This window comes from Idiomarina sp. 28-8 (genome assembly GCF_000320945.2).
Taxonomy (GTDB): Bacteria; Pseudomonadota; Gammaproteobacteria; order Enterobacterales; family Alteromonadaceae; genus Idiomarina; species Idiomarina loihiensis.
Genome location: NZ_DF266789.1, coordinates 32,300 through 52,607, shown reverse-complemented (window position 1 = coordinate 52,607; position 20,308 = coordinate 32,300). Strand labels below are relative to the sequence as shown.

Below are 20,308 nucleotides of genomic sequence, written 5' to 3'. Positions count from 1 at the left end.
CCTAGTAAAACAAAGGAACAACATAGGGGTAAGCCAATGCTGTTAAAGTAAGCACCGCAACGAGCCAAAACATCACTTTGTAGCTCTTACGAGCATTTGGCGTTGCGCAGGTGTTATCAGGGTTGCAGTCATCAGCACGCCGGTATATTCGACGCCAGGCAAAGAATATGGCAATCAATGCAATGGCAATAAAAATGGGTCGATAAGGCTCAAGTGCTGTGAGGCTCCCAATCCAGGCCCCGGATACACCGAGTGCAAGTAATATGAGGGGACCCAGACAACACGCAGATGCCAGAGTCGCTGCGATCCCTCCCGCGAGAAGAGAGCCCCGACCAGATTTTGAATTTGACATAAGAGTAACTCCTTCGGGCATTTTGCTTTAATGTGTTAATCTTAAACCCGTACCTCACTACGGAAGCAATAGCTATGTTAAAAAAACGCAACGTAATGACAATTGGCACGCTGGCCAAAACAGCCGGCGTGGGCGTGGAAACGGTGCGCTATTATCAGCGCCGAGGGCTAATGAGCGAGCCGGAAAAGCCGTATGGGGGGATCCGACATTACGACGAACAAGCGCTTGCTCGGCTTCATTTTATTCGCGCGTCTCAATGGCTTGGATTTAGTCTGGATGAAATTGGTGAGCTATTAACTCTGCAAGATGGCGCTCATTGCGATGAGGCACGGGAGCTTGGGGAGCAAAAGCTCATCAGTGTTCGTCGAAAGATATCGCACTTACAGCAAATTGAACAAGCGCTGAATGAGTTGGTGCAAAAATGCAGCGCCGGACACGGAGATGTCTATTGTCCACTGATGGCGTCGCTTAATGACGGGGTTGAGGACGCTACCACGGACAAACATAAGGTGCGCTAGTCTGTGTAAAACTTTTGAGTGGAGTTCTTTAACTGAATTGCTTTATAGCTAACGCCAGCCATACACAAGAATCCCCATACCGGTTAGCACAAACGTCGTGCCAATCAGGTCGAAATTGGATAGTGGCGATTTATCGACAATTCGCAGCCAGACTATGGCAGTTAACACGTAAATACCACCATAAGCTGCGTAGACCCGCCCGCTTTCCGCTGGATGAAGTGTTAATAAGTAAGCAAATAAAGCTAAGCTTATTGCTGCCGGAATGAGCAACCAAACGGAATGGCCCTCTTTGAGCCATAGGTAGGGTAAATAGCAACCGACAATTTCGGCAATTGCGGTGGCAATAAATAACCCGAGCGTTTTCAATAAAAATAATGCACTCATTATCAGTTGTCCCTACACGCTTCATCAGGATCTTCTAGTTCTACCGTTGTATGGCTTAAAGCATAGGGCGCAAGGACGTTATCGATGTGCTGTTTTAAGTCGCTACGGGCCTCGATATCAAGATTTTCAGTTAACACCAAATGAACGGTTAATACATGCTCCTCGCCGTCTAGTGACCAAAAATGCAAATGGTGTAGGTCAGCAACATGAGGTAGCTCCAGTAAAGCGTCCGCGACTTGTTTGTAGGTTTTTTTGTCTGGCGTGGCCTGTATGAAGAGCTTCAGCGTTGCCCACAGGTTGCGTAGTACATTCACTAAAATAAATAGAGTAAAGCCAATCGACAATATAGGGTCGAGAATCGGCCAGTCTACGAACAGCAAAACAATACCAACGATAAGTACAGCGACCCAGCCGAGAACATCCTCCAGCAAGTGCCAGTTAATAACGCGTTCGTTTAACGTTTTGCCCTCTGACAATTTGTAAGCAGCAAATCCATTAACTGTAATGCCAACGACGGCTAAAGCAATCATGCCATCAGCGACGGGCATCTGAGGGTTCCAGAGTCTGGGAATTGCTTCCACAAGTACCCAGGCAGAGCCTGCGATTAACACAACGGCATTAATAAATGCACCGGCAAGATTCAGTCTTTTATAACCGTAGGTAAAGTGTTGGTTAGCCTGTTTTTTGCCAAGTTTATTTAGTATCCACGCGAGACCTAACGACAGGCTATCGCCAAGATCATGAACGGCATCAGCTAAAATGGCGGTACTGTTGGTAAGAAAACCACCAATGAACTCAATAATGGTAAAAACAAAGTTAAGCAGAAATGCCCAACCTAATCGGTTGGACGGCATGTCCTTTGAGTGATCATGGTTATGGTGATGTCCCATAATACGTTCCTCTTTTAATAAAAGGGGGCGACAATAACCGCCCCCTTAAATGCTATTGAACCCTAACGGCTTAAATCCTTAATTTTTTGTTTCGAAAACCAAGGATAGAGCACGGGTAAGATAACCAATGTCAGCAGAGTAGCTGATACCAAACCACCAACAATGACGGTAGCCAGTGGGCGTTGAATTTCAGCCCCTGCACCGGTTGCAAACAGCATGGGAATGAGTCCTAACGCTGAGGTTATTGCAGTCATCAATACTGGGCGGAGTCGCGACCATGCGCCATCAAACACGGCATCATTAACCGCATGCCCATCGGTTATTCTCTGGTTAATACTCTCGACCAGAACTACACCGTTTAGTACCGCCACACCAAACAGCGTGATGAAACCCACGGCGCTGGGCACCGATAAGTACTGTCCTGACACATAGAGAGCCACAATACCGCCGATGACTGCCAATGGTACATTCACCAAAATCAACATGGCTTGACCCATGGTGCCGAAAGCAAAATAAAGCAGCAGGGCGATGAGTGCCAGCGATATGGGAACGACAATGGACAAGCGCTCCTGTGCTCGTTGTTGACTTTCGAACTGGCCACCAATATCGACTGAGTAACCGGTTGGTAAATCCACCTTCTCGTCAATCGCCTTCCGAATATCGGCAACCACGCTACCCATGTCACGACCCTGAACGTTCGATTGAATCACAACGCGACGCTGTACATCATCACGACGGATTTGCGGTGGTCCTGATTCAATTGCGACGTGGGCGACTTCGCCTACGGTTACCCAGGCTCCCGAAGGAGTTAACAAGCGTAACGAGCGAATAGACTCCGGCGTATCGCGGAATTGCTTGGCCAGCCGCACGTAAATATCATAGCGCTCATTACCGCGAATGATCTGGCCTGCCGAAGCGCCACCCAAGCCATTGTCGACAACGCTCAGTACATCGGAGACATTTAAGCCGTAGCGTGAGAGTTGTTGGCGTTTCGGCGAAACCACGAGTTGTGCTTCACCTTTTATTTGCTCCATCGCTACTGCAACCGCCCCGTCAACTTGCTTGACGGCACTTTCTATTTCCTGGCCTTTACGGGCCAACACGTCAAGCTCGGGTCCAAATAGTTTGATGGCTAGCTGCGATTTTACACCTGAGAGCAGTTCATCAACCCGTGTTGCGATAGGTTGTGAAAAATTAAACAACAAGCCTGGGTGAGCATCGAGTTTTGCCTCCATTTTTTCTTGTAAGGCGTAGCGATCGGATGCCGTTGTCCATTCGGATTGCGGCTTAAGGCCCACATATATCTCGATGTTGCTGATAGGCTCTGGATCGCCGCCCACTTCGGCTCGTCCAATGCGGCTGAGTGCGTAGGTGGTTTCCGGGAACGACATCAGGATTTTTTCAAGCTTCGGAGCCACCTCTAAGGCCGTTTCAAGGTTAGAGGAGGGGGCTAATGTCACGCGAATATTAATCGTGCCTTCTTCCAGTTCGGGAGCGAACTCCGTGCCGAGACGAGGCACTAACACCAAAGCGCCGACAAACAGCACACCGGCCAGGGTAATAACGGCCTTTTTACTGCGTAAAGCGACCGACAATAGTCTTTTATAACCATTATCTAGTGGTTTAAGCAGTTTATTTTCACGAGGCTTAATACCCCGACTGAAAAAGTAACTGGCTAATGCCGGGACAACCATAATGGCCACAAAAACCGCGGAGATAATGGCCAACATAATGCTGATAGCCATGGGTTCAAATAATTTAGCTTCAACACCCTGAAAACTAAACAGTGGCATAAAGACCACCAAGATGATCATGGCGGCAAAGAATACCGGTCGAGCCACTTCGTTAGCCGCTTCCTTAACTCGCAGCTTGATACCATGACTGTCGAGTTTGGCTGCCTGAGGATCCGGGTCGCGGTGCTCTGTGCGTTGCTCGGCGTCGCCATGATGTTCACTATCCGGACGACTTAAGTGCTTAAAGATGTTTTCAACCATCACCACGGAGCCGTCGACCAGCATACCAATGGCAACAGCTATCCCGCCCAGCGACATCAGGTTAGCCGACATGCCCATCGCGGACATTACCATTAGGGCAATGGCGATAGAAACGGGAATGGACAGTAACACTAAAAAAGTAGCGCGTATGTTGAGCAAAAACAGTGCTAATACTGCGATAATAAACACAAAGGCAATGAGCAGTGAATACGCGACCGTAGATACGGCTTTTTGTATTAAGTCGGCCTGATCATAATACGGCTCAAAGGTGACACCCTCGGGTAATGCTTGCTGAATAAGCGGAATGCGCTTTTTAATACCGTCGATGGTGGCTTTGGTATTCGAGCCCATGCGTTTGAGCACAATACCCGATACCACTTCGCCCAGCTGGTTGACCTCGCCGTCGACTTTACGCGACATTGAGACCGCCCCCTGGCGAATTTCACTACCGATTTCGACGTCGGCAACCTGGCCCAGTGTTACGGAAACGCCGTCAACGGTTTTGAGCGGTATTTGTCGTATTTGTTGCAGGCCTTTTTTACCGCTATCCAACCAACCGGTGCCGCGAATAACCAACTGCTCCTGACCGCGGGGCATATACCAACCACCAACGTTACCGTTATTCTTGTTGACCGCGCCCATTACGTCTTGCTGGGTAAGGTCGTAAGACAACAGCTTAGCGGGATTGAGGTTAACCTGATATTGCTTAACTTCGCCGCCAAAGGACAAGACTTCGGTAATTCCCTCAACGGGCATTAGTAGCAGTTTAACCACATAGTCGTTTAGACTGCGTAACTCCATACTGCTGACACCGGAGCCCGGTTCGGCAAGTAGCAGATACTGATAAACCTGGCCTAGGCCGGAGGAGTTAGGACCCATTTCGGGTGTACCTACGCCTTCGGGTATCAACTCCTTTGCCGCCTGCAGTCGTTCAAACACCAGTTGCCGGGCAAAGTAGATATCGACACTCTCGTCAAACACCACTGTAATGCCCGATAAACCTGTTTTTGAGATTGACCGAACCTCTTTGACGTCGGGCAGAGCATACATCACCGACTCTATCGGATAGGTAATCAGCTGCTCGACTTCGGTCGCTGCTAACCCGGGGGCCTCCGTATTTACCGTTACCTGAACGTTGGTAACATCGGGGAAGGCATCCAGATTAAGTTTGGGAATAACAAAAAATGACGCAATGCTGATGCTGAATAAAGCCAATACCAATAACAGGCGATTAGCGACAGCAAACTGAATAATGCGCTGAAACATACAACCTCCTGTTAGTGGTTATGTGGGTCAAAACCGCCTTTAGCGATTTGAGAGCGAACGAAAAACGCGCCGTTATCGACGTACTCTGTGCCTTCCTTAACGCCTCGAATGACTTTCCACGGACCCTTTTCATCAACCAATTCGACTTTCTTCGGTTCAAACTTTCCGGGTTCGTGCTCAATGAATATCTGCCAGTCACCATCAGGTGCCCGCATTAAGGCTGAGTCCTTAACTGCAAGCACCGGTCCATCCGACTTGACTGAGAAATAAACATCCGCAAATAAACCAGGGTGTAATTGGTCCTTTTCGTTATTTACCGCAAGTCGTACCGTTCGGGTGCGGGTTTTATGGTCTATTGTGTGGCCTTCCTGAATGACTTTTGCCGCAAAGCGCTGATTGTCGACACTCACTGTAACAGGATCACCAAACTGCACACTAAGGTCAGCTGAGCCTGGTAGACGAGCATTAACCCACAAGGTTTCTTCTTGCAGCACTTCAACCAAGTGATTACCGGCATTAACTTGCTGGCCTTGCTTGAAGTTATCGCTAACCACAATCCCGCCAATTTCTGAGGTCAGTTGGTATTCGCCGATAGGGTAGTCAGGTTTACTTAAACGCTTAATATCACTGGCTGACATACCAAATGCTTTGAGTTGCGCTTGCGCTGAGGTAAAGGCGTTTTTCGCTTCAACAAAGCGTTTTTCACCCACCGTTGACTCGCCGAGTGACTGCACGCGTTGCCATTCGTTAAGTGTGACCAAATACTGACTTTGCGCCTCCGCCATGGTGGCGCTGAAGAGTGTGGCTAGTGGTTCACCTTTTTCGACGTGATCGCCAATACTGACAAAACGTTTGAGCACGGTCGAATCGATGCGCGGACTCACGATATAGCTGTTAAAGTCGTTGGCAACCACCTCGGCCGGGGCATAAACCGGGTATTCAATGACTTGAGTTTGCAAGGTTCGCGTGGTGATATCTGCCATGGATAGCTGCTTGCTGGATAGCTCCACGCCTGCACTTTCCTTATGTTCACCTTGCTCGTGTTTGCCTTTTTCCTTGTGGGTATCTTCTTTTTCGTCGTGTCCGTGTTTATCCTGCGCCATAACCGAAAAGCTCAGCGCAAGTGCTATTGCTGCGTATAAAGGTTTTACTGACATCGTTTACTCTCCAATCTCTGCGTTTGTTTGCTGGCTTAACGGCGATAACGTCAGCGCTTTACTGAGTTCGCCCGAACGGTACAACCATTCAATGGCGGCCAACCGATATTGTGTTTGCAGCGCTATACCTGCAAATTGACTATCGAGCTGCTGTTGCATGGCGGTGAGATAGTCGGTGGTGGATAAGTCTCCGGCGAGCCAGGACTGCTCAATCACCTGCATCGACTCATCCTGCCGAGATTGAAAGTCTCTTTGCCAGTTTTGCCATTGTTTTTTAACAAAGCGGTAGTTGTTAAGGGACGACTTCAGTGCTGCTTGCCATTGTTGGCGTAGCGCAATCAAACGCTTTTCTTCAGCAACAGCTTCGCTATTGGCTGCGCGTACTGCATCGCTGTAGTTATTGCGAATCTGTAGTGGAATGCTGAATGATAAGCCAACTACTGTTTCGTTATCGCTCTCGCCCGCTTCGACGCCTACGGTTGGGTTGGCGGTGGTTAACGAGCGTTTCCAGTCGACATCGGCGCGCTTTAATTGCCATTGCAGGTAAGCGGCTTTTAACGCTGGATGTTGTTGCCAACGAGCCGTTAACGCAGGTTCAACGTTAAATAGCTCCTCGTTAATGGAGAGTTGACCGACATCAGACGTTGTTAGCAGAGCGTTTAACTCTGCTTCAGCGGATTGCAGTTGTTGATAAGCCGCTGCCGTTTGTTGCAGTTGCCGACTTAGTGCGAGTACCGTCAGTTGTTCGTCGACGGCACCTAAGTCTCCGGCTTTACGCCGTTCGGCAACCAGGCTTATCGCCTGTTTAACGATTTTCTTTTGCTGCTCGGCGAGTGCGTAACGCTTTTTTGCATCCAGCCATTGCACATAGGCATTCAGCAGAGTTTTAGCATGCGATGTCGCCGACTGGCGATAAATACTCACTGCCATAGCCGTCATGGCGTCACTCTGACTGGCTCGTGCTTCATTGCGAGTGCTCCAGTCCAGCGTTTGGCTTAGACCAACGCCGTAATTATTGATATCACCTTCGCGCTCTAAGCGTGACGATAAACTAGGGTTGTACAAAGGCTGATTTAATTGCTTGCCCTGTTGGATCAGCGCTTCAGCCTGCTGTTGAGCGGCTTCAACACTGGGGTGTTGCTGCACAGTTTGTTGCCATTGCTCGGGCAACTGTTGTGCATTGGCGTAGCTTGAACTTATTGCCAGACTTACGGCAATAAACAAGCGTTTGCTATGTGTCGAAAACGGACCCATAGATAGACTCCTCAGTCATATTACTGCGTAAAATAATGATTTTTTTGCGCTGCTATAGCAGCTTATTAGACAGTTATGAGGAGATGGGAGGCCGGAACAGTGGTGATGACAGTGGATTAGTGTAGAACTGGGTGTACCCAGGGCGCATTGTTCCCATTCGTGGTAACGCGAGAGTTTTTTCAGTCTTCATGGCATATAAATGAAATGAGCCATGGCAGTGACAGCAGTGATGGCAGTCAAAGCTGATTTCGCCACTTTTAGGGAGGTTTCGCTTATCGATGTGCGATTCGTCATGCTCAAAATTGAGGTGTTGCTCAGAAGAGGACTGGTGAGATTGATGCACATCAGCAACCGCCTGACTGATTTGAGTCAGAACAGCAACAAGCACCAGTATTAAAAATCCGAGTCTAAGCATCATTACCTACAGTTCTAAATAAGCAGCTTAACGGTACATTAATTAAAAATAGTTCTCAACTAGTGCATTCTGAATCGCCACTAGTTCACTAGACACTCAGTAGCCTAACGAAGCTCCGCTGGACAACCTTAAAAAATTGTGTAAGTACGTTGTGTAACCTCCGGAAATTTAGACGTCTCGGTTACAACTAACAGATTCTATTTCATCAATTTTATTAAGAATTGTACACGCAATAACTTTGCTTTGGCCAGTACAACTTGTTCTAATTGAAGTGAGTTGCTTCTCAAGATCTTGCAAAGAAGTAATTTGAGAGCGTATGTGCATTATGTGTTCATCAATCAGGGTATTAACGGCTGAGCAAGGTTGATGTGGATTGTCTTGATAATCTTGTAATCTGCGGGTTTCAGATAATGAAAGGCCTATAGCTCTGCAGCTACATACAAACTTAAGTCTTTTGTAATGTTTTTCAGTGTATACTCGATATCCGTTATAACTACGAGCTGGTAAAGGTAACAAACCCTTTTTTTCATAGAACCTTATTGTCTGGGTTTGAATTCCTAATAAGTCTGCTAGTTGACCAATACGCATAAGAAAATTTCCTATCTAGTTAAGTAATTTCTTGACCTTATAGTAACTTTATAGTTTTTAATTGTGAAACTATATATTTAAGGTAAGTAATACGATGGCTAGTTCCTTTGATACGGTTCGAACAAATGGCGACTCAAAAAATGCCTACGAAGAGTCAGGTAAACGGCTCATCGTTTACTCTGTAGCAAAAATGGATTGCCCATCAGAAGAACGAATGATTCGCTTGGCACTGAATGGGTTTGAGGAAATTCATTCATTATCCTTCGACTTGTCAAACCGTCGGCTGAAGGTATTACATGATGGTGAGACAGCCTTTATTACTTCTAAATTAGAGACTCTAGGTTTGGGTGCCTCGCTTGAAAGAGACACTGCTGCGGACTCCGAGGCAATCAAAGCTGAGGAGTTTTCGGCAAGTTCGGATAAGCAGGAGTCCCGCACCTTGTGTTGGTTGCTCACCATCAATACTCTTCTGTTCTTGGTGGAAATGACTGCCGGACTGCTTTGGCAGTCTGCTGGTTTGATTGGGGAATCTTTAGATAATTTTGCCGATGCGGCAGTTTACGGGCTTTCTCTTTATGCCGTAGCGCGTAGTGTTAATATGCAAATACGTGCTGCGCACCTAGCTGGCGTACTACAACTGGTTTTGGCTCTGGGTGTACTTGCAGAAGTTGTGAGACGCTTCGTATTCGGGAGTGAACCTGAGTCACTTGCGATGATGGGGATTGCATTTGTCGCGTTGATTGGCAATACCATCTGTCTTCTACTTATCTCCAAACATAGAGGAGGTGGTGCGCATATGAAAGCAAGTTGGATTTTTTCAGCTAATGATGTAGTGATTAACCTTGGCGTAATCATCGCTGGCATCCTCGTTGCGTTGACCGGGTCGAATTACCCAGATCTTATTATAGGTAGCATAGCAGGTTTAATCGTGCTTAACGGGTCAAGACGCATTTTTGCACTGAAGGGGAACTGAATGTCCTGCGTTGATAAAGGATTTTCGCCCTATATTTCTCTGTTAATTTCTGGTTTAACTGTAGTCCTTGACCAAGTGATCAAGTGGCAGACGCAGCAATCAATAGCTTACGGTGATTCGATTTCATTGACCCCTTTTTTCAATTGGGTACACACTTGGAACACTGGTGCGGCATTTGGCCTGCTTTCAAATGGTGGAGGTTGGCAGCGCTATTTTTTTATTGGGGTTGCTCTGCTAATGTCTGTGGCTTTAACGAGGTTGATCTTTAATAAAGTAAGTAAACGGGATGGCATTAGCTACGGGCTGATTCTTGGGGGGGCGGTTGGGAACCTCATTGACCGACTGTTTCGTGGCTATGTTGTCGACTCCCTTCATCTAGGTTGGCAAACGTGGCAATTGCCAGTTTTTAATATTGCCGATATTGCAATTACCCTAGGAGTTATCCTATTACTGTTAAGCAACTTGCAGGTCTCAATGATACCGAATCTACCGGGTTCTAAGTAAATAGTAAGTATAATAATTAATATGGCCGAGCTTATTTTGGATGGATTAGGAATTTATATTGAGTAGGGTAATTGAATGAAAATATCTTGGTTTTTAATACTGACTGTGCTCATTCATAGCTCTTTTGCCTGTGCTCCTGTGGCTGGTACTTTCAGTCAGTCTTCAATAAAGAGTGCAGGAGTTGCGTATGACTTAGTCTTAGAAATTGAGCGTGAAAATCAAGACTTAAATAAATCAATATATGATAGTAAACAACAAACACAACCTCATATTAGTTGCATTACTGGTTATAACCTCTTAATTTCAGCCGTGCCTGTTATTTTGGCACCCAACTCAAACTCGATAGGTTTTGACCAAAGCCTGACTCACCAACCCCCTGTACCTCCACCAAACGCGTAACCGTTAACTTAGACTTTTTAAAACCTATAAGTTAATGGAGAAGCAACATGAAGTATTTATACTTCGTGGCAGCCTTTTGCTTAGGTGCGCTAGTGCCTGTGGCGACGGCTGCGACGACAGATTTAAAGCTGAAAGAAGCGTTACAAAAAACGATCAAGAATAACCCTGAGTTACTGGAGTATGATTATAAAATACGAGCTGCAGGAGCACTGATCGAGCAGGCTGAGTTTTCAGCGAACCCAAGGGTATCTGCGGAAATAGAAAACTTTGCCGGCTCAGGACGGCTAGAAGGTATCAGTAACTCACAATTGACCGTATCCTTTTCTCAGCTCATAGAGTTAGGGGACAAACGGCAGTTACGAGTTAAAGCTGCAACCGAAAAAGAGAAAGCTCAGCGAGCAGAGTTTGAGTATCGTCAAATTGAGGTTTTGGCAGAAACCACACAGCGTTTCTATGACATTTTAAAACTTCAGCAAGTCGCGCATACCAGCGAGCGTCAAATTCAGCGAACTGAGCGACTGATAAAAGTGGCACAGGAGCGTGTAGAAGCTGGCGCGGTGCCTAAATCCGAGGTTATTCGCATTAAATTACAGTTAGAGCGCCAATACGCTTTCTCTGACGAGTTGAACGGTAAACTGAAAAAGCAACAAGCTGAACTGGCTTCAATGTGGGCAGGCGAGCTCAATTTTACGCGCGTCTCTGGAGACTTTACTTTTCCGCTAAGCCTCCCGGAAAAAGCCAACGTGTTATCGGCTGTTAATCGGGCGCCGGAGTATTTGCGTTTACTGGACTCTGAGCAACTTCTACAAGCGCAAGCCAGAGCGTTAGCAGCGGACTCAAAGTCGGATATTACCGTTGGTGTCGGGGCTCGCTACAATAATGAGTTCGATGATGTAGGTTTAATCGTCCAGGCATCGATGCCATTGCAGTTCACTGACCCTAACGTCGGTCGCATAAAACAAAGCCGATTACTGCATCAGTCTATCCTGGCGCAGCAAAAACAGGTTCGGCAGCAACTAAAATCACTGGCTTTATCGCTAGTGCACAGTTTGCAAACTCACCAAAGTTATCTGCAAAAGATAAACCAGCGACTGATGCCGCTATCTGAACAGTTACTCGCACAAACTCAACAGGGTTACGCACGCGGAACGCACTCTTTGTTGCAAGTGTTAGACGCGCAAACAGAGTTAGCAAAACTCGAGTATGAAAAAATCTCCCGTCAACATGCGATTTACAGCGACATCATCGAATTAGAGCGCATGACCGGACAGCCGTTTTTAGGAGTACAACAATGAAACTCAACACATTGATTACAATTATCTGCATTGCCAGTTTTTCACTGCCCGTATTGGCTTATGAGAAAAAACACGAAGAGCATGAAGCACCCCATACCAATTTAAGTGATGCAGCAATAGAAAACGCGAAATTAACGTTGGCAACAGCGAGCGCTCAAAGCATTCGAGTAAAGCAAACAATTTTCGGTGTAATAGCCCCCAATAATAACAATATTGTGCATATCGGAGCGAAGTACAAAGGTATTGTTACGTCACTAAAGGCCAATATCGGCGATGACATAAAAGCCGGGCAAACTCTGGCTGTTGTTGAGAATGTTACGACAGGCACGGCATTTGAAGTCATCAGCCCAATTAGCGGAGAGGTAACTGCACGTTTTACCAATGTTGGTGAAGTGGTTGAGCAAAAGCCATTATTTGAAGTCCTGGATCCATCATCGGTCTGGGTAGAGCTTTCAGCGTTCCCGGAGAACATTGAGTCGTTAGAAGAAGAGCAAACGACCTATGTGTACGACTTGCATCATCATAAAACCGTCGAAGGAACTGTGTCTTATATCTCGCCACAAATGACTGGCGGACATATTGCACGCGCACTTATCGAGTTGCCCAATCAGTCGGGGCATTGGCGACCGGGAATGCACGTAAAAGCGGATGTCGTTACAGACAGCTTTAACGCGAGCTTGGCGATAAACAATGATGCTGTTCAACGTTTAGAAAATAACCCCGTTGTTTTTATTAAAGAGGGTAATCGTTTCGAAGCCAGGGAAGTTGAGTTAGGCCGAACTGACGGTGAATACACCGAGGTGTTATCGGGTATTGAGAATGGCGAAAGTTATGTCGTTGAAAACAGCTACTTGATAAAGGCTGACATTCTAAAACAAGGCGCAGGCCAAAGCCATTAGGGAGAGTAAACAATGATAGATGCACTCATTCGCTTTGCGGTTGATCGTCGATGGCTGGTGCTTGCCGCAACCTTGTTAGTAGCAGCTGCGGGCGTTTATAGCACATTAAAGCTACCCATCGATGCTGTGCCGGATATTACCAATGTTCAGGTACAGATAAATTCAGAAGCGCCAGGCTATTCGCCATTAGAAACCGAACAACGTATTTCTTATCCGGTGGAAACCGCGATGGCAGGTTTACCAAAGCTGGACTACACCCGCTCGATCTCACGCTATGGGTTGTCGCAAGTTACCGTGGTGTTTGAAGAGGGCACCGATATTTACTGGGCTAGACAGCAAATCAGTGAGCGATTGCAAAAGGTAAGGGGAGAAGTACCCGACGGTATCGAGCCGACGATGGGGCCAATAGCCTCCGGCCTTGGTGAAATTGTTAATTATGTAGTACGCGCGAAAGAGGGGGCTACCAATGCCGATGGCGAGGCGTATACGCCCGAGCAGTTGCGTACCATCCAGGATTGGATCATTAAGCCGCAACTGGTCAAGGTGCCCGGTGTTACCGAGATTAATAGTGTGGGGGGTTATGAAAAGCAATACCAGGTGGCTCCCATCCCCGGTCGTATGCTGGCCTATAAAGTGACCATGCAGGACCTTTTGGCAGCATTGGATCTTAACAATAGAAACGCTGGTGCCGGTTATATCGAGAAAAATGGTGAGCAATGGTTGGTGCGTTCGCCTGGACAGCTTAAGACACTTGACGATATTCGTGATGTGGTCGTGACAAAACGTGATGATGCACCGGTGCGCGTGAGTGACGTGGCTGAGGTCAAACTGGGAGAACAATTACGCACTGGCGCTTCAACCTCGGGCGAGAGCGAGGTGGTATTGGGCACGGCCATGATGCTTATTGGCGAAAACAGTCGCATCGTTGCACAGAATGTCGCCAATAAAATTGAGGAGGTGCAACGAAGCTTGCCAGACGGGGTGGTGATTGAAACGGTGTATAACCGTACTTCTCTCGTTGATAAAACTATTGCAACGGTCGAGAAAAACCTGTTTGAAGGTGCGGTGCTGGTTATTGTGGTGCTTTTCATTCTGCTTGGAAATGTCCGTGCAGCACTGATTACGGCGTGCGTTATTCCCTTGAGTATGCTGTTTGCGGTAAGCGGCATGGTCGCCAACAAGGTGTCTGGTAATTTAATGAGCCTGGGCGCAATTGATTTTGGTATTATCGTCGATGGTGCGGTCATTGTGGTTGAAAACGCTTTGCGACGGCTTGGAATTGCACAGCAACGCTTAGGCCGGGTACTTACCACTAAAGAGCGCTTAATTGAAGTAACCCATAGTACTCGTGAGGTATTTAACCCTGCGGTATTTGGTGTGCTTATCATTATGCTGGTGTACTTGCCCATATTTGCGTTAAGTGGTGTTGAAGGCAAAATGTTTCATCCCATGGCGTTTACTGTCGTAGCCGCGCTTTTAGGGGCTCTGATTTTCAGCGTTACCTTTGTACCCGCTGCTATTGCAATATTTGTCCGTGGCAATATTAAGCACGGTGAAAACCGAATAATGCGAGCCGCCCGCAAAGTGTATCAGCCGGTTTTACGGCAAACACTGAAGCTTCCAGTTGTCATTATTTTGCTTGGCTTTGGGCTGTTTGCGGTATCAATGTTTCAGGCGAGTCGCATGGGAACTGAGTTTTTGCCACAGCTTGATGAAGGCGATATTGCCATGCAAGCCTTGCGCATTCCGGGGACTGGCTTGCAGCAATCTATAGCAATGCAAAAAGATGTCGAGTCTGTGGTGTCACGCTTTGACGAAGTTAAACTGGTATTCTCAAAAATTGGTACCCCGGATGTTGCGACCGACCCTATGCCACCGAGCGTCGCTGATACCATTATTATTTTAAAGGAGCGTGAGGACTGGCTAAACCCAGAAAAAACCAAAGAGCAACTGGTTGCTGAAATACGAACTGCTGTGCAAGAGCTTCCCGGTAATAAGTACGAGTTCACTCAACCGATTGAAATGCGGTTTAACGAACTTATTGCAGGCGTTCGAGCTGACTTGGGGGTTCGTATTTATGGCGATGACTTGCAAACGCTTAAACGGTTAGGCGACTCAGCCGCCGCAGTCATTCGCACCGTTAATGGCGCTGCTGATGTTCGGGTTGAACAAATGACGGGTTTATCGACACTCTCAGTGATACCTAAGCGTGATCATTTAGCGTTATTAGGCCTAACAGTCGCTGATGTACAGCGAGCAGTTCAAGCTGCGGTTGGTGGAGTTCAGTCAGGGATTATTTACGAGGGGGATAAACGCTTCAAGCTAATGGTACGTCTCGACAAAGAATGGCGTAAGAGCATTGAACAGCTTAAATCACTGCCTATTGATCTGCCTGCCGGCAACCCTGAGCTGCGCTATGTGCCGTTGGGAGAGGTCGCCGAATTGAGTTTGGAAAGTGGACCGAACCAAATTAACCGAGAAAGCAGCAAACGCAATGTTATTGTGAGTGCGAATGTTGAAGATCGTGATTTGGGCTCTTTTGTGGCAGATGTTCAGGATGCGCTAACGACTGAGGTTGATTTGCCAGCAGGTTATTGGGTTAACTACGACGGTACCTTTGAACAGCTGCAATCAGCTTCCCAACGGTTGAGTTTGGTTGTGCCATTAGCGCTGCTATTAATTATTGGCCTGCTATACAGTGCGTTTAATTCGCTGAGCAGTGCACTCGTCATATTTACAGGCGTTCCCTTAGCGCTGACCGGCGGGATATTCGCATTAGCGCTGCGCGATATGCCGCTATCAATTTCCGCTGCAGTCGGCTTCATTGCACTGTCGGGCGTGGCGGTTTTGAACGGCGTGGTCATGCTGACATTCATACGGCAACTGCTGCGCGACGGACTGCCGTTGAAAGATGCGGTGTTTGAAGGCGCGCAACAACGGTTAAGACCTGTACTGATGACTGCTCTCGTAGCTAGCCTGGGTTTTGTCCCTATGGCATTTAATACCGGTGTCGGCGCTGAGGTACAGCGACCACTGGCTACTGTGGTAATCGGCGGCATTGTCTCGTCGACATTATTGACTTTGGTGGTGCTGCCAGCGTTGTATTACTTAGTACAACGTTTTAAAGGAACCCATGTAGAATAAGTTGAAGTATTTAAGCACGCTCGTTATTGGGCGTGCTTTTTTATCTTTGCATTGATGAAGGCTTGGTTGGTACAAAAATGGCACAATGCCTAAAACAAAAAAGCCCCGCTGTTTCCAGCGGGGCCTTGCAATATGTGGTGCCCGGAGGCGGAATCGAACCACCGACACGAGGATTTTCAATCCTCTGCTCTACCGACTGAGCTATCCGGGCAACGGCGTGTATTAAACGTTTTTTTCGGTTTCGAGTCAACCGCTTTTCGTTGCTTTTTTACTGTTTGCTCAGTAATTGCGCACTACACGCCTGTTTTGGTGAATTATTCAACGCGTAAGTAGGTGCTGCCGGCTAAACAGTGCTCGTAAAAGTTTGTCCAGCGGACACCTTCACGTGGCGCTAGTGAGCCCTTACGTACCTGACGGTCAATTTGTTTCTTCACAGTTTTGGCCATGTACTCGGTATTGTACTGCATGGTTTGTAGTACTTTTTCGGCCGATGTTCCCGGTACCACTTCTTCAATATAAAAGTCGCCGGGTTCATCGTCGTGACAGTACACATGCACTTCGGTCAGGCGGCCAAACAGGTTGTGCATATCGCCCATAACGTCCTGGTAGGCGCCGGTGAGGAATAAACCTACGTGGTAGTCCTCGCCTTTGCGCAGGCTATGCATCGGAATATTATCGCTAATTTCAGTACCTTCAATGTATTTGCTGAGCTTACCGTCACTATCGCAGGTAATATCGGCAATAGAGCAGCGCACTTCGGGCTGTTCGTTCAGGCGCGAAATAGGCACGATAGGCAATACTTGCCCAATGGCCCAGGTATCGGCGGCTGACTGAAATACTGAAAAGTTACATAGGTACTGGCTGGCAAGCATATCCTCCAACTCTTCCAGTTCCTGAATAACGTAACTGTCTTTATCCAGTGAGTGGTGGATGTCGGTAAGTATTTGCCAGTACATGGTGTCCAGCTTGGCCATTTCATTCAGCGATAAAATACCCAGTTTAAAGGCTTCGTAGGCATTTTGCTTATAGCCGGCGGCGTCGTTATAACGTTCCTGCGGGTGGAACTGGTCGCCGGAGCTGTGCAGTTCGCGCATGTTCTTAACTAAAATGTGTTCGTTCTCGCTGGCGCTGATATTGAATTGTGTACCGGCCGGTTTCATTTCGCCAACAATGTTGGTGACGACGCAGCTGTGGTGCGCGGTCATCGCACGCCCACTTTCACTGACTAAGTTAGGGTGGGGCACCTGTTCCAGGTCACAAATTTGCTTCACACCCCAGACAACGTCAGCAACGTACTCTTCTGTGGAGTAATTGCGTGAGGAGTCGCTGGTGGTGCTGGTACCATCGTAATCGATGCCTAGACCGCCGCCGATATCCAAGTATTCTAAAGGCACGCCTTCCTGTACTAATTTGGCGTACAGACGCGCGCCTTCGTTGACGGCTTCTTTAATTTTACGAATATCGGACAACTGGCTGCCAATGTGGAAATGCAGCAGCTTGGCACAGTGCAGCATGTCTTCTTCGCGCAGCCGTTCAATAACATTCAGAATTTCGGCAATACTTAAACCAAACTTAGCGCGGTCGCCGCTGGAGCCAGCCCACTTACCGGAGCTTTTTACCATCATTTTTGAGCGCAGGCCAATCATGGGCTCAACACCCATTTGTTTGGCCAACGGGATCAGCATTTCCAGTTCGCTGAACTTTTCAATAACGATGATCATTTTGCGTTTCAACTGACGGCCAAGCAGTGCCAGAGTCAGGTAGTCTTTGTCTTTGTAGCCGTTGAGAATCGTCAGCGCATCGGGATTGTCGTTGTACGCCATTACTGCCATCAGCTCCGGCTTAGAGCCAGCCTCAAGGCCATAGTTATAAGGTTCACCTGCGTCCATGATCTCTTCAACCACTTCGCGCATTTGGTTCACTTTAATGGGAAATACACCGCAATACTGCCCCTGGTAATTGGCGTCAGCTATCAGCTTACCGAAAGTCTCGTTAATGATTTCAACCTGCGAGCGCAAAATGTCATGAAAACGGATAACGGCTGGAAACTGAATACCTTCCGAAATAATTTCATCCACTACTTCTTTCATATCAATGGTGACATCTGGCAGGCGGTGGTTGGGGCGAATTTGAATATTGCCGTTTTCGCCAATGGAGAAATAGCCCGCGCCCCAGCGGTTAACACCGTACAGTTCTTCTGCTTGATCAATATTCCAGTCTGACATCTCAGGCTCCCGACTGTTGTAAAACGAGTAATAATTCGCGCACAATTTTAGCGGCGAACACGTCGGAGTTACCGGTTGGGTCTATTTGTGGTGACAATTCAACCACGTCAGCACCCACCAGATTTTTCTGGCGCAGGAGTTTCATCAGGCTGACAAAGGAATGGAAATCTTCACCGCCCGGCTCCGGAGTTCCTGTGCCAGGTAAAAAAGAAGGATCGAAATAATCGAGATCCAGCGTCAGGTAAACCGGACGGTCTTTAGCAATAGCTTCCACACTGTCGAGAAAGTCTTTACGCGAACTGCGAATGGTTTTGTGTTCTTTCATCCATTGGTACTCGTCGCGTGTCCCGGAGCGAATGCCGTATTGAATGAGCTCATGGCCGGGACCAAAGTGATCGACTGAACGACGAATAATAGATGCATGCGAATAATGGTAGCCGAGGAAGCCATCGCGTAAATCAGCGTGAGCATCCAGATGCAGCAACACCATATCGGGGTATTGTCGCAAGTACTTCACAATAGGCGCATAAGAAATAGAATGCTCACCGCCTAAGGTCAGCAGTTTAATTTTTTGCTGAGCCAGGTCGACGGAATCAAATATCGCGTTAAAGTCGTGAACCGCGTGATGCCATTGCTTTTCTTCATCGTCATCGAAGCCCAGACGCAGGTTGCCTAAGTCGTAGAAGCTTTGATCTTCTAAGTCGGCGTCAAGGTACGGCGAGTAAGATTCAATGTCCTCAGAAACCGCGCGTAAACCGTCGGGCCCTTCTCGGGTGCCTTTACGAAAACAGGCGGTACCATCAAAACCAAATCCAAGAATATGGGTATGTCCCGGATGTAAGTCGGTGCTGTGCTCCGCGCCGAAAAATGGGCGGCTCGGGTCATTTAATGGTACAGGTAGTGGCACCGTTAGTGGCGTTAGGGGCATTATCGTTACAGACCTCTCTCACTGAGTCGATTTATTGCGATCTTTTTTGATCGGATTAAACAGACTTTGTTGAATATTAATGAGCTCTTCACTGAGCTTTTTACGTTTTGTCCAGGTGTCAGTTAATGGTGTTTCGCTGAGCTCATTCGCTGTAACACCGGCCATAACCGCTGTTTTTCCCTGACGAACGAGTTCAACCGCATGCACACCTAGCCGCGTTCCTAAAATGCGATCCATTGCCGTAGGGCGTCCACCGCGCTGAACGTGCCCAAGTAAACAGGGACGACAAGGTAAGTTAAGACGATTTTCTAACTGTTCCGCAAGTCGAACCGCACCACCGGGCCATTGATTTTCGCATAACACCATGACGTAGCTCGAGTCACCGCGAACACGCTGTACCGATTCAATGTGCTTAACCAGCGCATCAACCGTTAATGGTTTATCTTTTTGCAGCTCGGGCAGAATCATTCGCTCGGCACCACTGGCCATAGCGCTGCTAATACCGATATAACCGGCGTTGCGCCCCATAACTTCGACAATAAAGACACGATCCATGGCCTCGGCGGTATCGCGGATTTTATCCAACGCGTCCATGGCGGTTTCTACTGCCGTGTCATAGCCAATAGTGTTATCTGTGCCAAAGAGATCATTATCGATGGTACCCGGAATACCGACAATGGGACCTTTCCAGAAGTTAGCCAGGTGCTCAGCACCACGGAACGAACCGTCGCCGCCAATAACGATAAAGGCGTCAATTTGGTGTGCGTCTAAATTCGTTGCGGCTTCCCGTCCGCCTTCTTCACTTTTAAAGCGCTCGCTGCGGGCGCTTTTAATAATGGTGCCGGAATATTGCAAAATGTGTTCAACGTCTTCACGGCCAAGTTTTACAAAGTCGTTATTCAGCAGGCCTTCATAGCCATGGCGAAACCCCATGACTTCTATGCCATAGTTTTCAGCAGCGAGAACTACGGCACGGAGTGCGGCGTTCATACCGGGGGCATCACCACCACTGGTTATAATGGCAATGCGGTTTATTGTGTTAACAGATGACACAATCTCTACTCCTTGATAATGTCTTATGCGTAGCTTAAACGACCTGCATGCCGTGACCAAGAGGAAATTT

At 47.6% G+C, this 20,308-nt stretch carries 18 protein-coding genes and 1 tRNA gene; 8 read left to right on the top strand and 11 right to left on the bottom strand.

Annotated features, from left to right (window positions below; translation table 11 throughout):
* Position 1: 1 nt before the first annotated feature.
* Positions 2-352, bottom strand: coding sequence for a mercuric ion transporter MerT (gene merT / locus RJ32_RS00480; protein WP_034818171.1), 351 nt, complete (start codon positions 350-352; stop codon positions 2-4).
* Positions 353-426: 74 nt separating this feature from the next.
* Between merT and merR the strand changes: the two genes are divergently transcribed.
* Positions 427-870 carry an Hg(II)-responsive transcriptional regulator gene (merR, locus tag RJ32_RS00475; RefSeq protein ID WP_034818168.1) on the top strand — a complete coding sequence of 148 codons (444 nt, stop codon included), beginning with the start codon at positions 427-429 and terminating at the stop codon, positions 868-870.
* Between the two features lie 48 nt (positions 871-918).
* Here the strand turns inward: merR and RJ32_RS00470 are convergent, their stop codons facing one another.
* From RJ32_RS00470 to RJ32_RS00450, 5 genes are all read right to left on the bottom strand, one after another.
* Positions 919-1,254: a YnfA family protein gene (locus tag RJ32_RS00470; RefSeq protein ID WP_006956209.1), complete on the bottom strand. Its 336-nt coding sequence runs from the start codon at positions 1,252-1,254 to the stop codon at positions 919-921.
* 2 nt (positions 1,255-1,256) lie between these two features.
* Positions 1,257-2,144, bottom strand: coding sequence for a cation diffusion facilitator family transporter (locus tag RJ32_RS00465; protein WP_034818164.1), 888 nt, complete (start codon positions 2,142-2,144; stop codon positions 1,257-1,259).
* A 62-nt stretch (positions 2,145-2,206) separates the two neighbouring features.
* Entirely contained in the window at positions 2,207-5,404 is a 3,198-nt protein-coding gene (locus RJ32_RS00460) for an efflux RND transporter permease subunit (RefSeq protein ID WP_034818161.1), read from the bottom strand.
* An 11-nt stretch (positions 5,405-5,415) separates the two neighbouring features.
* Complete coding sequence (locus tag RJ32_RS00455) at positions 5,416-6,561, bottom strand: efflux RND transporter periplasmic adaptor subunit (RefSeq protein ID WP_034818158.1); 1,146 nt, start codon at positions 6,559-6,561, stop codon at positions 5,416-5,418.
* 3 nt (positions 6,562-6,564) lie between these two features.
* Positions 6,565-7,815 carry a TolC family protein gene (locus tag RJ32_RS00450; protein WP_034818156.1) on the bottom strand — a complete coding sequence of 417 codons (1,251 nt, stop codon included), beginning with the start codon at positions 7,813-7,815 and terminating at the stop codon, positions 6,565-6,567.
* A 211-nt stretch (positions 7,816-8,026) separates the two neighbouring features.
* Here RJ32_RS00450 and RJ32_RS00445 point away from each other — a divergent pair, with 211 nt between their 5' ends.
* Entirely contained in the window at positions 8,027-8,212 is a 186-nt protein-coding gene (locus RJ32_RS00445; RefSeq protein ID WP_034818154.1) for a hypothetical protein, read from the top strand.
* Between the two features lie 186 nt (positions 8,213-8,398).
* Here the strand turns inward: RJ32_RS00445 and cadR are convergent, their stop codons facing one another.
* A complete protein-coding gene (gene cadR, locus RJ32_RS14425; protein ID WP_074668950.1) occupies positions 8,399-8,818 on the bottom strand; it encodes a Cd(II)/Pb(II)-responsive transcriptional regulator in 420 nt (139 codons plus the stop codon).
* Between the two features lie 94 nt (positions 8,819-8,912).
* Here cadR and RJ32_RS00440 point away from each other — a divergent pair, with 94 nt between their 5' ends.
* From RJ32_RS00440 to RJ32_RS00415, 6 genes are all read left to right on the top strand, one after another.
* The gene (locus tag RJ32_RS00440; protein ID WP_034818152.1) at positions 8,913-9,791 is read left to right on the top strand and encodes a cation transporter; all 879 of its coding nucleotides are present in this window, start codon (positions 8,913-8,915) and stop codon (positions 9,789-9,791) included.
* On the top strand, positions 9,792-10,295 hold the full coding sequence (gene lspA, locus RJ32_RS00435) for a signal peptidase II (protein ID WP_034818150.1): 504 nt from the start codon (positions 9,792-9,794) through the stop codon (positions 10,293-10,295).
* A gap of 75 nt (positions 10,296-10,370) precedes the next feature.
* Positions 10,371-10,694, top strand: a complete 324-nt coding sequence (locus RJ32_RS00430; RefSeq protein WP_034818148.1) for a hypothetical protein — start codon at positions 10,371-10,373, stop codon at positions 10,692-10,694.
* Positions 10,695-10,741: 47 nt separating this feature from the next.
* Positions 10,742-11,989, top strand: a complete 1,248-nt coding sequence (locus RJ32_RS00425; protein ID WP_011234871.1) for a TolC family protein — start codon at positions 10,742-10,744, stop codon at positions 11,987-11,989.
* Positions 11,986-12,888, top strand: coding sequence for an efflux RND transporter periplasmic adaptor subunit (locus RJ32_RS00420; RefSeq protein WP_034818145.1), 903 nt, complete (start codon positions 11,986-11,988; stop codon positions 12,886-12,888). The genes RJ32_RS00425 and RJ32_RS00420 overlap by 4 nt, the downstream gene beginning before the upstream one ends.
* A gap of 12 nt (positions 12,889-12,900) precedes the next feature.
* Positions 12,901-16,032 (top strand): efflux RND transporter permease subunit, encoded by a 3,132-nt coding sequence (locus RJ32_RS00415; RefSeq protein WP_034818143.1) that lies wholly within the window; start codon positions 12,901-12,903, stop codon positions 16,030-16,032.
* 135 nt (positions 16,033-16,167) lie between these two features.
* Here the strand turns inward: RJ32_RS00415 and RJ32_RS00410 are convergent.
* The 4 genes from RJ32_RS00410 to RJ32_RS00395 all read right to left on the bottom strand — a co-directional run bounded on the left by RJ32_RS00410 (position 16,168) and on the right by RJ32_RS00395 (position 20,238).
* Positions 16,168-16,243 (bottom strand) — tRNA-Phe (locus RJ32_RS00410).
* Positions 16,244-16,346: 103 nt separating this feature from the next.
* Positions 16,347-18,257: a biosynthetic arginine decarboxylase gene (gene speA / locus RJ32_RS00405; RefSeq protein ID WP_034818141.1), complete on the bottom strand. Its 1,911-nt coding sequence runs from the start codon at positions 18,255-18,257 to the stop codon at positions 16,347-16,349.
* 1 nt (position 18,258) lies between these two features.
* Entirely contained in the window at positions 18,259-19,185 is a 927-nt protein-coding gene (gene speB / locus RJ32_RS00400) for an agmatinase (RefSeq protein WP_034818139.1), read from the bottom strand.
* 18 nt (positions 19,186-19,203) lie between these two features.
* Complete coding sequence (locus RJ32_RS00395) at positions 19,204-20,238, bottom strand: 6-phosphofructokinase (protein WP_034818137.1); 1,035 nt, start codon at positions 20,236-20,238, stop codon at positions 19,204-19,206.
* Positions 20,239-20,308 lie beyond the last annotated feature (70 nt).

Bases quoted from the DNA above. Each gene is read 5' to 3' on its own strand.
- lspA (WP_034818150.1), top strand. From the start codon at position 9,792: ATGTCCTGCGTTGATAAAGGATTTTCGCCCTATATTTCTCTGTTAATT.
- RJ32_RS00415 (WP_034818143.1), top strand. From the start codon at position 12,901: ATGATAGATGCACTCATTCGCTTTGCGGTTGATCGTCGATGGCTGGTG.
- RJ32_RS00460 (WP_034818161.1), bottom strand. From the start codon at position 5,404: ATGTTTCAGCGCATTATTCAGTTTGCTGTCGCTAATCGCCTGTTATTG.
- RJ32_RS00455 (WP_034818158.1), bottom strand. From the start codon at position 6,561: ATGTCAGTAAAACCTTTATACGCAGCAATAGCACTTGCGCTGAGCTTT.
- RJ32_RS00425 (WP_011234871.1), top strand. From the start codon at position 10,742: ATGAAGTATTTATACTTCGTGGCAGCCTTTTGCTTAGGTGCGCTAGTG.
- RJ32_RS00430 (WP_034818148.1), top strand. From the start codon at position 10,371: ATGAAAATATCTTGGTTTTTAATACTGACTGTGCTCATTCATAGCTCT.
- RJ32_RS00445 (WP_034818154.1), top strand. From the start codon at position 8,027: ATGGCAGTGACAGCAGTGATGGCAGTCAAAGCTGATTTCGCCACTTTT.
- RJ32_RS00450 (WP_034818156.1), bottom strand. From the start codon at position 7,815: ATGGGTCCGTTTTCGACACATAGCAAACGCTTGTTTATTGCCGTAAGT.
- speA (WP_034818141.1), bottom strand. From the start codon at position 18,257: ATGTCAGACTGGAATATTGATCAAGCAGAAGAACTGTACGGTGTTAAC.
- merR (WP_034818168.1), top strand. From the start codon at position 427: ATGTTAAAAAAACGCAACGTAATGACAATTGGCACGCTGGCCAAAACA.
- RJ32_RS00470 (WP_006956209.1), bottom strand. From the start codon at position 1,254: ATGAGTGCATTATTTTTATTGAAAACGCTCGGGTTATTTATTGCCACC.
- cadR (WP_074668950.1), bottom strand. From the start codon at position 8,818: ATGCGTATTGGTCAACTAGCAGACTTATTAGGAATTCAAACCCAGACA.
- speB (WP_034818139.1), bottom strand. From the start codon at position 19,185: ATGCCCCTAACGCCACTAACGGTGCCACTACCTGTACCATTAAATGAC.
- merT (WP_034818171.1), bottom strand. From the start codon at position 352: ATGTCAAATTCAAAATCTGGTCGGGGCTCTCTTCTCGCGGGAGGGATC.
- RJ32_RS00440 (WP_034818152.1), top strand. From the start codon at position 8,913: ATGGCTAGTTCCTTTGATACGGTTCGAACAAATGGCGACTCAAAAAAT.
- RJ32_RS00465 (WP_034818164.1), bottom strand. From the start codon at position 2,144: ATGGGACATCACCATAACCATGATCACTCAAAGGACATGCCGTCCAAC.
- RJ32_RS00420 (WP_034818145.1), top strand. From the start codon at position 11,986: ATGAAACTCAACACATTGATTACAATTATCTGCATTGCCAGTTTTTCA.